The following is a 14,308-nucleotide window of genomic DNA, read 5'->3' as shown; positions in this document are numbered from 1 at the left end:
CGGCGACCGCCCCATCGGCGTGTCCGGCCCTCGGTGTGAGGTACATCACCGCCGAGCCGGTCCCGATAATTGTGTATAACGACCTATACCGCTCGGGCTAGGATGCCGCCCATGGCGTGGGGGAACGAACCGTGGCGGCGAGCAGTCGCGTACGTCGCGAGCCGCGTTGAAGGGCCGCCGCTGCCCGGCGACCTCGACGTCACCGTGCACTTCCACCCGGACCGCCTGGTGGGGGAGGTGCCCTTGCTGCGCCACCTCGTCACGGACGGCGTCTACCGCTCGCAGTTCGAGACGGGCACGAGCAACGGCGGCCTGACCGCGCACGCCGGCGGCGACCGGTGGCGCTGGGAGCACCGCATCTTCGGTGGCGCCTACGACGACCTGCCGCCGTCGGCCCGGCCCAAGTACGGCTCGCTGAACTACCGCCGCCGGCCCGCGGGCGGGTCCGTCCGGTTCGGCTCGTCCCACCTGCGGCTGAAGCGGGAAGTACTGGCCCGCACGACGTTCTGCTACCCGGACAGCTTCGCCGAGCCGGACGACTTCGGCACGGCCGGGCACCTGCCGCTGCTGCCGCTCGCCGAGGCGGACGTCCAGGACGAACTGGACGACCACATCGAAGCCCACGTCCACGGCCCGCTCCGGCTCGCCGCCGACGTCGAGGCCCTCGTGCTGGACCCGGCGTTCCGGGGCACCGACGTCGAGGCGGCCGCCGCCGAGCTGCCGTTTCCCACGTACTGGCACCACGGCTTCCGGCTGCCGGTCGAGGTCCTGGCCGAGCACGCCGGCTACCGCGGCGAGGACGTCGTGCGGGCCGGCAAGGAGATCGCGCAGGACGGCCTGCTCGACGCGCGCGTCATCGGCGACGCCGTCCGCGCCGGCCGGCACGGCCCCCAGGTGCTCAAGCGCGTCTGGCACTGCACCGCGCGCTTCGGGCTACGCGGCGACGCCGGCGGGTAGCAGCGCCTCGGCCAGCCGGCGCCAATGCGGCATGGCGGAAGTGCCCGGTTCGACCCCGATGACCTGGATGCCGACGTGGTCGGCGCCGGCGTCCAGGTGGGCTTGCAGCCTCCCGGTGATCGTGTCGAGGTCGCCCCAGAACACCAGGTCGTCGACGAGCCGGTCGCTGCCGCGGCCGCCGTCGATGTCCGCTTCGGTGTAGCCGAGCCGGCGGAACTTGGCGACGTTGTACTGCGAGGTGAGGTACATGTGCAGGTGGCCGCGGGCGATTTCCCGGGCCTCGGCCGCGTCGGTTTCGAAGAGCACGGCGTGCTCGACGCCGAGGAACGGACCGGCGCCCAGGAGCTCCCGCGCCTGGGCGGTGTGCTCCGGCGTCACGTGGTAGGTGTGCGCGCCCGCCGACCGGTCCCGGGCCAGTTCCAGCATCTTCGGGCCGTACGCGGCGAGCAGGCGCCGGATGGGCGCCCGCGGCTCGGGGTTGACGCTCGTGATGGCGTCCAGGTCGTCGAGGTAGTCGTTCATCGCCCGCAGTGGCTTCGCGCCGGGCTTTCCGGCGCCGAAGCCGAGGCCGAGCAGGTGGCGGTCCGGGTAGGCGTCGGCCAGCAGCAGGGCCGCGCCGCGGGTCCAGCGCGGGCCCCGCGACCAGATCTGCGCGATCCCGTTGACGACGGTGAGGCGTTCGGTGGCCGCCAGCAGGAACCCGGCGTGCGTCAGAGCCTCCCGGCCGTCGCTTTCCGGGATCCAGACCGCCGGCCAGCCGAGCTCTTCCAGCTCCTGCACGGAGTCGCGGATCAGGCCGGCCGGCTGGTCTTCGAAGTCGAACGTCCAGATCCCGTAGCGGCCGAGCCGCATGTTCTCGATCATACCCATAAATCGAAGTATCGCAGATTTACGATATGAGTCAACCGGGTGCCCGCCGGGGCGGGGGAGGGGAGTGTCAGAGGGTGTGGCCGAGCACCGCGACGAACTCGGCGATCCGGGCTTCGTCGCGCTTGTAGTGCGTCCACTTGCCGACGCGGGTCGCGCGCACCAGGCCGGCGCGCTGCAACTCGGCCATGTACGCCGAGACGGTCGACTGCGCGAGCCCCGTCTTCTCCTGGATGTGGCTCACGCAGACCCCGACCTCGACCGGGTCGGCGATGGCCCGGTCGACCGGGAAGTGCCGGGCGGGCTCCCGCAGCCACTGCAGCACCTGCAGCCGCACCGGGTTCGCGAGCGCCTTGAAGACGTCGAGCACCCGCTCGACGTCCGGCTGGGATTCGGCGCGTGTCGTCATGGCTGGTACCGAGTATATCGACGTATAACGACCTATACTCACGGGCCGTGAGCGAAGAAACCCGCCGCCCCCGCGCGCCCATCACCGAGTCCGACGTCCTGGCCTGGCTGGAGACGACGGCCGCCGCCGTCCAGGCGGGGGAGGTGAACGCCCAGGAGCTCATCGACATCCTCGGGGAGCTCCGCCGCGCCTCGGCCGCTTGCGCCGACGCGTCCGACTGGGCCCTGCTGGCCGCGCGCGAAGGCGGCGCGAGCCTCCGCCAGATCGCGCCGGTCTTCGGCAAGGGGTACGTCCGGGCCCCGGCCGCGCGCCTCGAGAAGCTCCACCGCCAGGCCCAGAACGCCGACCAGTGGCTGGCGATCCTCCGGCACAAGCAGACGGCATGAACCGCGTCGCGCTCGGCCTGGCCGCACTGGGCCGCCCTGCCTACATCAACCTCGGCCGCGAGGGCGCGCTGCCGGCGGTACGGGACGTCGAGTCCATGCGCGCCGCGACCTTCGCGGTGCTCGACGACGCCTACGCCGCGGGGATCCGGCACGTCGACGTCGCCCGGTCGTACGGGCGCTCGGAGGAGTTCCTCGCCGGCTGGCTCGCCGAGCGCGGGCACGACGACGTCGAGGTCTCCAGCAAGTGGGGCTACGCGTACGTGGGGGACTGGCGGCTCGACGCCGACGTGCACGAGGTGAAGGAGCACTCGGCGGCGCGGTTCGCCACCCAATGGGCGGAAACCCTGGCGCTGCTGGGGGATCGGGTCGGCCTCTACCAGGTGCATTCGCTCACTGTGGACAGTCCGCTGTTCACCGACGAGCCACTGCTCGAAGCGCTGGCGGAGCTTTCCGCGAACGGGGTCGCGGTCGGGTTCTCGACGTCCGGGCCGGCGCAGGCGGCCGCGATCGAGCGCGCGTTCGCGCTGGAAATGGCCGGGCGGCCGGTGTTCTCGGCGGTGCAGTCGACGTGGAACGTCCTGGAACCGTCGGCCGGGCCGGCGCTGGCCGCGGCGCACGCGGCCGGGAAGCGCGTGCTGGTCAAGGAAACCCTCGCCAACGGCCGGCTCGTGGTGGAGGCGCCCGGGGCGCTGCGGGAGATCGCGGCGGTGCACGGGGCCGGGCCGGACGCGGTGGCCGTCGCCGCGGTGCTGGCGCGGGACTGGGCCGGCACGGCCGTCATCGGCCCGGCGAGCCCGGCGCAGCTGGCGGCGAACCTGCGGGCGACCACGCTTTCGCTGAGCACGGACGAGGAAGCCGCGCTGGCGGGTCTCGCGGAAAATCCGGAGGAGTACTGGCGACACCGGTCCTCCCTCGGGTGGGACTGAGGCGCTGCACTACTCTTCGCAGGCACACGCACACGACAGGAGGCCGGAGCAAGTGCGTCATCGTCAGGTGCTCGCCCTCGCCGCGGTCGCGTTCGTCGGCCTCACGGCCTGCGACGGGCCCGACCCGAACAACCTCGAGACGTACTACGACGATCCGGCCCCCACGTCGGCACCGGCGTCGGTCACCGAAGTGCCGGTGAGCCCCGCGAAGGCGGCTCCCGCCGCCCCGGTGGCGCCCGACCTGGGGCTGCTCGCGGAGCGGGCGCTGCTGTCCGATGCGGACGTCGCCGAGGAAGGCGTGCAACGGGGTTCCGGCGAGGTTTCGGGCTGCCTCACCGGCAGCGTGTCGGCGAGCAGCCGGACCGCGTCCTGGCAGTACCCCAGCGGTTCGGTGCTGCGCCACCGCGTCGCGGCGTACCCGGACGAGGCGGCCGCCGAAGCCGTCGCGAACGCGGACTGCGCGGGCAAGACGGTGAGCGTCCCGGCGCAGGCCGGGGTGGACCGCCAGCAGGCCTGGTGCGAGGGCAAGACGTGCACGGTGTTGCTGGCGAAGGGAAAGCTCGTGTCCGGGCTGACCGTCTCGGCGAGCACCGAGGCGCGGGCCGTGGACGCGGCCAAGCGGCTGCTGCCCGCGATGGCGGCGAAGCTCGCGGCTCAGCCGTAACGGCGGAACCACTCCTGGACGCCTTCGCGGCCGTCGGGGATGAAGGGGAGTTCGGGTGCCGGGTCGTCGATCCAGGCGCGGAGCTCGTCGAGGGGGATCCAGCGGCCTTCGGCGATCTCTTCGGCCTGGTGGTGGATCGGCCCGTCCCAGCGGACTTCGAAGGCGAAGTTGTGGCAGCGGTTGCGGCCGTCGTCGTAGACCTTGGTGAACAGCGGAACGGGTTCCACCTCGTGGACGCCCAGCTCTTCGGCCAGTTCGCGGCGGGCGCACTCGGCCGGTGACTCGCCCGCGGCGACCACGCCGCCTGCCCAGCAGTCCCAGGTGGACGGGAACACGTCCTTCGTGGCGGTGCGCAGGTGCACGTAGACGGCCTTGCCGTCACCCGAACGGACCAGCACGACGCCGGCGGCGTGCCACAGGCCCTCGGCGCGGACCCGGGCGCGGGTGGTCGTGCCGACGGCGGAGCCGGCCTGGTCATAGAGCGCAACGAGTTCGTCACTGCCTGGCATGGGTGCATCGTTCCACTAGGACGACCCCGTAGGGTGGTGGACATGCGGCGGATCATGGGAACCGAAGTCGAGTACGGCATCTCCGTGCCGGGCGACGCGACGGCGAACCCGGTACTCACCTCGACCCAGGTCGTGCTGGCCTACGCGGCCGCGGCCGACATCCCGCGCGCCCGGCGGGCGCGGTGGGACTACGAGGTGGAGTCCCCGCTGCGGGACGCGCGCGGGTTCGACCTGACCGGCCCGGGCGGGCCGGGGCACGACCCGGACGTCGAGGACCTCGGCGCGGCGAACGTCATCCTGACCAACGGGGCGCGGTTGTACGTCGACCACGCGCACCCGGAGTACTCGGCGCCCGAGGTGACGAACGCGCGTGACGCGGTCATCTGGGACAAGGCCGGCGAACGGGTGATGGAGGAGGCCGCGCTGAAGGCGGCGTCCGTGCCCGGCCAGCCGCAGTTGCAGCTGTACAAGAACAACGTCGACGGCAAGGGCGCGAGCTACGGCACGCACGAGAACTACCTGTGCGCGCGCTCGACGCCGTTCACCGCGATCATCGCCGGGCTGACGCCGTTCTTCGTGTCGCGGCAGGTGGTGACCGGGTCGGGCCGGGTCGGGATCGGCCAGCAGAGCGAGGAAGCCGGGTTCCAGCTCTCCCAGCGTGCGGACTACATCGAGGTCGAGGTCGGCCTGGAGACGACGCTCAAGCGCGGGATCATCAACACCCGGGACGAGCCGCACGCGGACGCGGACAAGTACCGGCGGCTGCACGTCATCATCGGTGACGCGAACATGTCGGAGTACTCGACGTACCTGAAGGTCGGGACGACGGCGCTGATCCTCGACCTGATCGAGTCGGGCATCCGGTTCGACGACCTGAAGCTGGACGAGCCGGTGCGCGCGGTGCACCAGATCAGCCACGACCCGACGCTGAAGGTGCAGGTGGCGCTGGCGAACGGGAAGAAGTACACCGGGCTGGACCTGCAGTTCGCCTACCACGAGATCGCCTCGCAGAACCTGGAGCGCACCGGCGCGGACCAGGCGTCGAAGGAGGTCCTGCGGGTCTGGGGCGAGGTCCTGGACGCGCTGGCGCGCGACCCGCAGGAGTGCGCGGACCGGCTGGACTGGCCGGCGAAGCTGCGCCTGCTGGAGGGCTACCGGCAGCGGGACAACCTGGCCTGGGGCGCGCCGCGGCTGCGGCTGGTCGACCTGCAGTACTCGGACGTGCGGCTGGCCAAGGGCCTGTACAACCGGCTCGTGACGCGCGGGTCGATGAAGCGCCTGGTGACCGAGGAAGAGGTGCTGGCCGCGGTGACGACGCCGCCGTCGGACACGCGGGCCTACTTCCGGGGCCGGGCACTGGAGAAGTACGCGACCTCGATCGCGGCGGCCTCGTGGGATTCGGTCATCTTCGACGTCGGCAAGGAGTCGCTGGTGCGGATCCCCACGCTGGAGCCGCTGCGGGGGACGAAGGCGCACGTCGGCAAGCTGCTGGACGAGTCGGCGACGGCCGAAGACCTGGTGGAGGCGCTCACCGGTTCGGACTAGGCGGGACGCACCAGCGATCGCGGCGTGACCCCGAATGTCGGGGCCGCTGGGTAGGCTAGGAAACATCAGCCACACCGGGAGGCGAGATGGCCCAGGAAAAGATCGAAAAGCACGGCGGCGGCGATTCCGACGAGGAGTTCGACGACACCGGCGCAGCGGGTCAGGAGCGGCGCGAGAAGCTCGGCGAGGACGTCGACACGATCCTCGACGAGATCGACGACGTGCTCGAGGAGAACGCCGAGGACTTCGTCCGGGCCTACGTGCAGAAGGGCGGCGAGTAGCCGCTCGGGGCGCTGCGCCCCAGCCGACCGTTCAGCCGGCGGCCGGGGTTCCGCGTGGAGGTGACCGTGGCCCGGTGGGCCCGCGTCGCCCGGCGCGGAGCCTGCGGCCCGCACAGATGGGATTTTTGAGCACGTATGGACAACACCAGGGGCATCTCGGGTCCCGCTCTGCCGGGGGCGTACTTCTCGTCGGCGACGTCGTCGTTTTCGGACTTCCTGCGGGTGCAGGCACCCGAACTGCTTCCGGAGCGCCGGATGTCCGGTGGTGCGGCGGAGCTGGGCGTGCCGCACGGGACGACGATCGTCGCGCTGACCTTCGCGGGCGGCGTGCTGATCGCGGGTGACCGGCGGGCGACGTCGGGGAACCTGATCGCGAGCCGCGACATCGAGAAGGTGCACGTCACCGACGAGTACTCGGCGGTGGGCATCGCGGGCACGGCCGGGCTGGCCGTGGAGATGGTGCGGCTGTACGCGGTGGAGCTGGCGCACTACGAGAAGATCGAGGGCGTTTCGCTGTCGCTGGACGGCAAGACGAACAAGCTGGCCGGGATGGTCAAGGCGAACCTCGAGATGGCGATGGCCGGGCTGGCCGCGATCCCGCTGTTCGTCGGGTACGACCTGGAAGCCGAGGACGCGAAGCACGCGGGCCGGATCGTGTCGTACGACGCCGCGGGCGGGCGCTACGAGGAGAACGGCGGCTACGCGGGCATCGGCTCGGGTTCGCTGTTCGCGAAATCCGCGCTGAAGAAGCTGCACGACCCGGACGCCGACGTCGAAGGCGCCACGCGAGTGGCTGTCGAGGCGCTGTACGACGCGGCGGACGACGACACCGCCTCGGGCGGGCCCGACCTGGTGCGCCGGATCTTCCCGAGCGTCGTCACGATCACGGCGGAGCACGGGGCCGTGCAGCTGCCCGAATCGGAGACGGCCGCGGTCGCGGAGGCCGTGGTGGCCGGGCGGATCGAGCGCCAGCAGAGCCGGCTCTCCTGAAACGCCGGACGGGACCAGTGAACGCTGAAACACCGAAAGACCTGGAGCGCACACCGTGACGATGCCGTTGTATGCCTCTCCCGAGCAGCTGATGCGGGAGCGTTCCGAGCTGGCGCGCAAGGGCATCGCGCGCGGCCGGAGCGTGGTGGTGCTGAAGTACGCAGGCGGCGTGCTGTTCGTGGCGGAGAACCCGTCGGCGACGCTGCACAAGGTGTCCGAGATCTACGACCGGATCGGGTTCGCCGCCGTCGGGCGCTACAGCGAGTTCGAGAACCTGCGGGTGGCGGGCATCCGGCACGCGGACCTCAAGGGGTACCAGTACGACCGGCGTGACGTGAGCGCGCGGGCGCTGGCGAACGCGTACGCGGCGACGCTGGGCAGCATCTTCACCGAGCAGCTGAAGCCGTTCGAGGTGGAGGTCTGCGTGGCGGAGGTCGGGGCGAGCGCGGCGGAGGACCAGCTGTACCGGCTGACCTACGACGGGTCGATCTTCGACGAGCCGCAGTACATCGTGATGGGCGGGCAGAACGAGAAGATCGCGGCGAAGCTGAAGGAGACGTTCGAGGACGGCCTGGACCTGCAGGCCGCGCTGGGGGTGGCGGTGGCCGCGCTGCGGACGCCGACCCAGCCGTCGACGTCCTCGACGACGTCTTCGTCGTCTTCCTCGGCGTCGTCGTCCACTTCTTCGTCCGCGGCGAACGGCAACGGCGAGACCGACCCGCCGATCAAGCTGGAGGTGGCGGTGCTGGACCGCGACCGCCCGCGTCGCTCGTTCCGCCGACTGACGGGCACGGCGCTGGATTCGCTGCTGCCGGTGCCGGACCCGCAGGGCGAGGAGCCGGAGGCCAAGCCGGAAGGCGAGTAGGACTTCGCGAAGGCGGGGGCGTGGTCGGTGACCGTGCCCCCGCCTTCGTCATGCGGGCCGGTGGGCGAAGGCGAGCAGGTGGGCGCTGGCGTCGATGAGCCGCGGGTCCCGCTCGACGATCCGGGCGGCGCGCAGGGCCGGTTCGGCGAGCTCGTCGAACCGCGAGAGGCCGGCGAAGTCCAGCGCGGGCCACGAAGGCCCTTCCACGCCGAAGACGGCTGTGCCGGTGAAGCCCGCGGCGGCGACTTCGTCGTGCAGTTCGGTTGCCGTGTGCCAGTGCGTGGGGACGAAGCCGGCGTGGCCGTCGTAGGCACCGGTCTCGATGACCGCGCGGACCGGGTCCACGCGGCCGGGCGTGAGCGTGCCGGCGGCGCCGGTCTCCAGCAGCGAGAGGTACCGGCTGATCCCCGCGGCGGCGAGCAGGCCACCCGGACGCAGCACGCGCCGGGCTTCGGCGAGCGCCCGGGCCCGGTCGGCCGCCTCGACGAGGTGGTAGAGCGGGCCGAGCAGCAGGACGGCGTCGTAGGAGGCATCGGACGCGTCGAGTTCGCGCGCGTCACCGGCCGAGGCCGTGACGCCGGGAAGTGCCGCCGCCCGGGCGACGTGGGCCGGGACGACGTCGACGAGGTGGACGGGATGCCCGTCGGCCGCGAGCCAGGCCGCGTGGACACCGGTGCCGCCGCCGACGTCGAGAACGCGTTCGCGGCCGGGTAAGAAGCGGCGGAGCAGTTCCCGGGTGCGCAGGTACTCGAGGCGGCCGTGCGGCGTGCGGTCGAGCCGGCTGTCTTCGGCGGGTCCGGTGGCGTAGTGCGTCGCGAGGTCCATGCTCCAGGATCGCGTGCGCCACAACCGGATTTCAGGTGGCGCCGGGGCCGAAGAGGCCGTCGAACCGGGCTTTCGCCCGCCGCCGGAGCAGGACGAACACCGCGGTGAGCACCAGGACCAGGGCGACGCACCCGCCGAGCACCCACCACGGCCAGGCCGGCGGCGTGTGCCCGGTGACGACGACCGCGTTCCCGCCGGGCACCGCCGTGATGTCCGCCGGGGTCAGCACCAGGTCCTCGGCGGTGAGCAGGTCGTTGTGGGCCCGGAAGTCCGCCAGGTCGGTGTAGCCGCGTCCGGTCCGGTCGACGGCCACGGACTTCCCGGGGCCACGCACCACGTAGAGCATGACGAGTTCGAGCGAGCCGCGCTCGTGCTTGACGAGCAGCGACCGGGCGTAGAGGTCACCGCCCGCGACGGTGCTCACCGTGCGGCGCACTTCGTCGGTCAGGTCGCACTTGTCGGAGGGGAACGGGCCGTGCTGGTCGCCGGCGCCGCACCGGAACGTCGCCAGCAGCGCACCGAAGAGCCGTCCGCCGGGGTAGTTGGCGAAGAGGTACTGCGCTCGCTCCGCGCTCGACCCGGTCCCGGTGAACCGGTCGTTCTTCACCGACGTCGACCGGGCGTACTCGTCGAGCAGGGCCGCCGTGGACGGGAGCGGGTCCGGTGGCCCGCACGCGGAGAGGGCCAGGGTCGCCGTCACAGCGAGGACCAGGGAACCGAGGCGCACCCGGCGACCGTAGCCGGGGCTCCCGGGGACCCGTCCCGGGTTCAGGACGTCGCGGGGGAGGCCCGGAAGTTCTGGTCGGCGAAGGCGAGCAGGTACGGCAGCGTCGCCCGGGCGGTGTGCCAGGTGTGGTTGAAGCCGCGTTCGGCGTGGACGACCGCTTCCTGGCCGCGGGCGCGGAGGGCGTCGGCGATCCGGTGGGCCGTCGTGACGTCGGTGGGTGCTCCGGTGCCGACCGCGAGCATCACCGAGATCGGCGCCGGGAAGGGCATCGTCGGCAGGTAGCGGCGCGGGGTGTTGGCGGCGATCGCCGCCCGGTTGCCGTCGAGGACGCCGACGGAGTCGTTGAGGTCGTCGTAGGGGAGGGCGATCAGCAGGGTGCCGAACTCGTCGACGTGGTGCAGGCCGATGTTGAGCGCCCCGAAGCCACCGCCGGACATGCCGCCCAGTGCCCGGTGGCCGCGGTCGGCGATGGTGCGGTAGCGCTGGTCGATCGCCGGGACCACCGTGCGGGCGAGGTACGTCTCGAGCTGCGGGCCGCCGGGGATGTCGAGGCATTCCCAGTCGGTGGCGGGGTTTCCGGCGGTCAGGTCGACGCTGACCACGATCATCGGCTCGATCACGCCGGCCTGCTGCAGCGCGAGCAGGGTGCCCGGGGCGTCGCCGGAGGTCAGCCAGTCGCGAGGGCCGCCGAACGGGTAGCCGTGGATCAGGTAGACGACCGGGTAGCGGCGGGCCGCGGTCGCGTCGTACCCGGGCGGCAGGACGACGTAGTTGCTGCCCGACGGGACACCGTGCGCCGGGTCGGGCAGGTTCACGACGTCGATCCGCTGGCCGGCGGTCGCGGTGCCGGCGCCGGGGTGCGACCCGGCGGACTCGGAGTCGGACGGTGCTTCGTGGCCGTCGTCGAGCAGCCGGCCGGCGAGGTTGACGACGCCGGGGCCCTTCTGCAGCAGGCGGGCGAGGTCGTCGGAGGTGCGGACGTACCCGACGTAGCTGTTCAGGGCAGTGACTGCCGCGAGCAGCAGCAGGACGCCGAAGGCGGTGAAGCCCCAGCGGCGCACCCGCCGCCGGTGCCACAACGCGAAGACGACGGCGAGGACCGCGACGGCGGCCGAGGCGAGGGCGAGCCAGATGAGCGGGGACTCGAACGGGCCGAGGTCCCGGGCGCGTGCGGTGACGTCGCCGGGCAGCACCGGGTCGGTGGCGGCCCGGTGGATACCGCTCGCCAGGCCGTGCCCGTCCATGTTCGATCCCCGCTCGTCCCCTGGCCGCGGGCAGGGTCGCCCGCATCTCGATCAAGACGCTAGCCAGGGGCGGCTGTGGGTTCGTTGAGAGAAAGTAAAGAAAGGTTAAAGACGGTAGATGGTCAGGGCGCTGGGCCGGGACCGGAAGCGGAACCGGTTGCCGAGCGGGCCGACCTCGCCGTCGGTGGCGACGCGCCGGTGGCCGTCCAGCAGCTCGACGTCCAGCTCCGCCACGTCGAGCTCCTGGTAGACGTGGCTGGCCGCGAGCGTGCGGGTGACCATCGCCAGCAGGAACCGGGCCCGCGAGTAGGGCAGGTCGGCGCGCAGGTAGCGGACGTCGAGCAGGCCGGTGTCGAGCGCGGGCCGCCGGCTGGGCGCGAAGCCCTTCGGCGCGTACGTGCCGTTGCCGACGAACAGCAGCCACACCTGGGTGAGCTTGCCGTTGAGCCGCACGGTCAGCGGCTTGGCGTGCCGCAGCGACCGGGTCAGCGCGATCGCGGCCGAGGGCCACTTGGGGTGCTTTTCCTGCAGCTTCTCGCGCAGCCGGACCATCTCCGGGTAGCCGCCGAGGCTGGCGGTGTTGACGAACCAGCGGTGCGCCGTGCCGCCGTCCCCCTCCTTGATTTCGACCTCGCCGAGGTCGATGCCGACGGCGTTGCCGAGCTCGGTCGCCGCGTCCGCGTCGGGCATGGAGCTGACGCCGACGTCGCGGGCGAAGTGGTTGAGCGTGCCCGCCGGGATCAGCGCCAGCGGCAGGTCGCGTTCCGCGGCGACCGCGGCGACCGCGGCCACGGTGCCGTCACCACCCGCGACGCCGAGCGCGCGGACCGTCCCGCGGGCGTCGATCTCGCTTTCGAGCTGGGCGATCAGGTCCTGGTCGGGGTCCGGGTGGAGGATCTCGGCCTTGGGCCAGGCGTGCCGGGCGTCCTCGGTCGGGTCCTGGCCGTCGATGCCGGACTTCGGGTTGACCAGCACGAGCATGTCGTCGCCGTCGACCATCTCCGGTGCGTCCGCGTCGTGGGCGGTGCGGGCCGGGACGTCGTCGTGCAGCGGCCACCAGTGCCGGGTCGCCAGGCCCACGCCGACCCCGATGCCCAGGCCGACGCCGACGTCGGAAGGCCAGTGGACGCCGGTGTGGACGCGCGAGTAGGCGACGGCGAGCGCGAGGGGGGCCACGGCGAGACCGGCGCGCGGCGACTCCATCGCCACCGCGGTCACGAAGGCCGCGGCCGAGGCGGAGTGGCCGGACGGGAACGACGACGAAGTGGGGCGTTTCCGCAGGCGGCGGTGCATGGGCACCTCCTCCTCGGCCGGGCGGCGGCGGGGGAACAGCGGCTTGCCGATCAGGTTCGCCGCGGCGCTGGCCCCGGCGATCGCGACGACCCCGCGCAGCGCGGCCCGCCGCGTGGGGCCCTTCTGCACCGCCAGCAGCGCCGCCACGCCCCACCAGAGGCGGGACTTGTTCGCCGATCTCGACAGCGCCATCAGCGCGTCGTCGGCCTTCGTGGCCGGGAGGGCGGCACTGCGCCGCATGAGGGCCCGGTCGGTTCGCCCGACCCGTCGGAAGGCCTGGATGAGCTGGTGTGACAAGGAGTCGCCTTCCCCGAGTAGTCAAGAGCAGTGCTCCAATCGTGCCTGAATCGGGGGGTTTTCACCGTCTGTGGCACACCGGGGGCGTGTCGACGCCCGAACGGCGCACCGTCGAAGGGGGTCCAGCGCCTACTCTGGTGGCATGCAGCGGCGGATCTTTGGCATCGAGACCGAGTTCGGGGTCACGTGCACCTTCCACGGACAGCGCAGGCTCTCGCCCGACGAGGTGGCGCGCTACCTGTTCCGGCGAGTCGTCTCGTGGGGACGCTCATCGAACGTCTTCCTGTCGAACGGCTCCCGGCTCTACCTGGACGTCGGCTCGCACCCCGAGTACGCGACGGCCGAGTGCGACGACCTCGTCCAGCTGGTCACGCACGACAAGGCCGGTGAGCGGATCCTCGAGGACCTGCTGGTCGACGCCGAACGGCGGCTGGCCGACGAGGGCATCGGCGGCGACATCTTCCTGTTCAAGAACAACACCGACTCCGCGGGCAACTCCTACGGCTGTCACGAGAACTACCTGGTGACCCGCGCGGGTGAGTTCTCCCGGATCGCCGACGTGCTGCTGCCGTTCCTGGTGACCCGGCAGCTCATCTGCGGCGCCGGCAAGGTGCTGCAGACCCCGCGGGGCGCGGTCTACTGCCTCTCGCAGCGGGCCGAGCACATCTGGGAGGGCGTCTCGAGCGCGACCACCCGCTCGCGGCCGATCATCAACACCCGCGACGAGCCGCACGCCGACGCCGAGCGCTACCGGCGCCTGCACGTCATCGTCGGCGACTCGAACATGGCGGAGCCGACGACCATGCTCAAGGTCGGCTCGGCGAACCTGGTGCTCGAGATGATCGAAGCCGGCGTCCAATTCCGCGACTTCACCCTCGACAACCCGATCCGGGCGATCCGCGAGATCAGCCACGACCTCACCGGCCGCCGCCAGGTGCGGCTGGCCGGCGGGCGCGAGGCCTCGGCGCTGGACATCCAGCGCGAGTACCACGCCCGCGCCGTCCAGCACCTCAAGGACAACGGCACGACCCCGGCGAACGAGCGGGTCATCGAGCTGTGGGGCCGCGCCCTCGACGCCGTCGAGCAGCAGGACTTCGGCAAGATCGACACCGAGATCGACTGGGCGATCAAGCACCGGCTGGTCGAGCGCTACCGGCACAAGCACGACCTGGACCTGTCCAGCCCGCGGATCGCCCAGCTCGACCTGGCCTACCACGACATCCGCCGCGGCCGGGGCATCTTCGACCTGCTCCAGCGCAAGGGCCTGGTGCGCCGGGTCACCGACGACGGCGAGATCGAGGCCGCCAAGGACACCCCACCCCAGACGACCCGGGCGAAGCTGCGCGGCGACTTCATCGCCGCCGCCCAGGCCGCCGGGCGCGACTTCACGGTCGACTGGGTGCACCTGAAGCTGAACGACCAGGCCCAGCGCACGGTCCTGTGCAAGGACCCGTTCCGCTCGGTCGACGAGCGCGTGGAACGCCTGATCAGCTCGCTCTAGTCCCGCACACCCGCCCGGTGTT

16 protein-coding genes are annotated in these 14,308 nt (G+C 72.0%); 9 read left to right on the top strand and 7 right to left on the bottom strand.

The features are described 5' to 3' along the window. The first annotated feature begins 111 nt into the window (after positions 1-111). Positions 112-957, top strand: coding sequence for a DUF3626 domain-containing protein (locus QSK39_RS15540; RefSeq protein WP_285478445.1), 846 nt, complete (start codon positions 112-114; stop codon positions 955-957). Here QSK39_RS15540 and QSK39_RS15535 read toward each other — a convergent pair. Together QSK39_RS15535 and QSK39_RS15530 are read right to left on the bottom strand one after the other, a co-directional pair. Next, entirely contained in the window at positions 934-1,827 is an 894-nt protein-coding gene (locus QSK39_RS15535; RefSeq protein WP_502873277.1) for a TIGR03620 family F420-dependent LLM class oxidoreductase, read from the bottom strand. The genes QSK39_RS15540 and QSK39_RS15535 overlap by 24 nt on opposite strands. A 67-nt stretch (positions 1,828-1,894) precedes the next feature. Beyond that, positions 1,895-2,233, bottom strand: coding sequence for an ArsR/SmtB family transcription factor (locus tag QSK39_RS15530; RefSeq protein ID WP_285478444.1), 339 nt, complete (start codon positions 2,231-2,233; stop codon positions 1,895-1,897). A gap of 47 nt (positions 2,234-2,280) precedes the next feature. Between QSK39_RS15530 and QSK39_RS15525 the strand changes: the two genes are divergently transcribed. From QSK39_RS15525 to QSK39_RS15515, 3 genes are read left to right on the top strand one after another with little or no spacing between them, the layout of a single operon-like run. Further along, positions 2,281-2,619, top strand: a complete 339-nt coding sequence (locus tag QSK39_RS15525; protein WP_284744984.1) for a hypothetical protein — start codon at positions 2,281-2,283, stop codon at positions 2,617-2,619. Beyond that, complete coding sequence (locus QSK39_RS15520) at positions 2,616-3,545, top strand: aldo/keto reductase (RefSeq protein ID WP_285478443.1); 930 nt, start codon at positions 2,616-2,618, stop codon at positions 3,543-3,545. Before QSK39_RS15525 ends, QSK39_RS15520 begins: the two co-directional genes overlap by 4 nt. A gap of 52 nt (positions 3,546-3,597) precedes the next feature. Further along, on the top strand, positions 3,598-4,209 hold the full coding sequence (locus tag QSK39_RS15515) for a hypothetical protein (protein ID WP_285478442.1): 612 nt from the start codon (positions 3,598-3,600) through the stop codon (positions 4,207-4,209). On the opposite strand, the gene QSK39_RS15510 is transcribed toward QSK39_RS15515, so the two are convergent. Continuing rightward, positions 4,200-4,718 (bottom strand): NUDIX hydrolase, encoded by a 519-nt coding sequence (locus QSK39_RS15510; protein WP_285478441.1) that lies wholly within the window; start codon positions 4,716-4,718, stop codon positions 4,200-4,202. The genes QSK39_RS15515 and QSK39_RS15510 overlap by 10 nt on opposite strands. A 42-nt stretch (positions 4,719-4,760) precedes the next feature. Between QSK39_RS15510 and dop the strand changes: the two genes are divergently transcribed. The 4 genes from dop to prcA all read left to right on the top strand — a co-directional run bounded on the left by dop (position 4,761) and on the right by prcA (position 8,399). Beyond that, complete coding sequence (gene dop / locus QSK39_RS15505; RefSeq protein WP_284744980.1) at positions 4,761-6,263, top strand: depupylase/deamidase Dop; 1,503 nt, start codon at positions 4,761-4,763, stop codon at positions 6,261-6,263. Between the two features lie 86 nt (positions 6,264-6,349). Next, positions 6,350-6,544, top strand: coding sequence for a ubiquitin-like protein Pup (locus QSK39_RS15500; protein ID WP_013226725.1), 195 nt, complete (start codon positions 6,350-6,352; stop codon positions 6,542-6,544). Between the two features lie 135 nt (positions 6,545-6,679). Beyond that, positions 6,680-7,534 carry a proteasome subunit beta gene (gene prcB, locus QSK39_RS15495; RefSeq protein WP_285478440.1) on the top strand — a complete coding sequence of 285 codons (855 nt, stop codon included), beginning with the start codon at positions 6,680-6,682 and terminating at the stop codon, positions 7,532-7,534. Positions 7,535-7,589: 55 nt separating this feature from the next. Beyond that, the gene (gene prcA, locus QSK39_RS15490) at positions 7,590-8,399 is read left to right on the top strand and encodes a proteasome subunit alpha (RefSeq protein WP_285478439.1); all 810 of its coding nucleotides are present in this window, start codon (positions 7,590-7,592) and stop codon (positions 8,397-8,399) included. A 48-nt stretch (positions 8,400-8,447) separates the two neighbouring features. Here the strand turns inward: prcA and QSK39_RS15485 are convergent, their stop codons facing one another. From QSK39_RS15485 to QSK39_RS15470, 4 genes are all read right to left on the bottom strand, one after another. Then, positions 8,448-9,224 carry a class I SAM-dependent methyltransferase gene (locus tag QSK39_RS15485; RefSeq protein ID WP_285478438.1) on the bottom strand — a complete coding sequence of 259 codons (777 nt, stop codon included), beginning with the start codon at positions 9,222-9,224 and terminating at the stop codon, positions 8,448-8,450. A gap of 31 nt (positions 9,225-9,255) precedes the next feature. After that, entirely contained in the window at positions 9,256-9,951 is a 696-nt protein-coding gene (locus QSK39_RS15480; RefSeq protein WP_285478437.1) for a DUF4381 domain-containing protein, read from the bottom strand. Between the two features lie 41 nt (positions 9,952-9,992). Beyond that, positions 9,993-11,195, bottom strand: coding sequence for an alpha/beta hydrolase (locus tag QSK39_RS15475; RefSeq protein WP_285478436.1), 1,203 nt, complete (start codon positions 11,193-11,195; stop codon positions 9,993-9,995). A 105-nt stretch (positions 11,196-11,300) separates the two neighbouring features. Continuing rightward, positions 11,301-12,728 carry a bifunctional phosphatase PAP2/diacylglycerol kinase family protein gene (locus QSK39_RS15470; protein WP_502873276.1) on the bottom strand — a complete coding sequence of 476 codons (1,428 nt, stop codon included), beginning with the start codon at positions 12,726-12,728 and terminating at the stop codon, positions 11,301-11,303. A gap of 199 nt (positions 12,729-12,927) precedes the next feature. On the opposite strand from QSK39_RS15470, the gene pafA reads away from it, so the two are divergent. Continuing rightward, positions 12,928-14,286 (top strand): Pup--protein ligase, encoded by a 1,359-nt coding sequence (pafA, locus tag QSK39_RS15465; RefSeq protein WP_285478434.1) that lies wholly within the window; start codon positions 12,928-12,930, stop codon positions 14,284-14,286. Positions 14,287-14,308: the final 22 nt, after the last annotated feature.

The organism is Amycolatopsis sp. NBRC 101858, assembly GCF_030269325.1.
Classification (GTDB): Bacteria; Actinomycetota; Actinomycetes; order Mycobacteriales; family Pseudonocardiaceae; genus Amycolatopsis; species Amycolatopsis ponsaeliensis.
The sequence above is the reverse complement of the archived record's forward strand: the minus strand, read 5'-3'. Positions and strand labels throughout refer to the sequence as shown.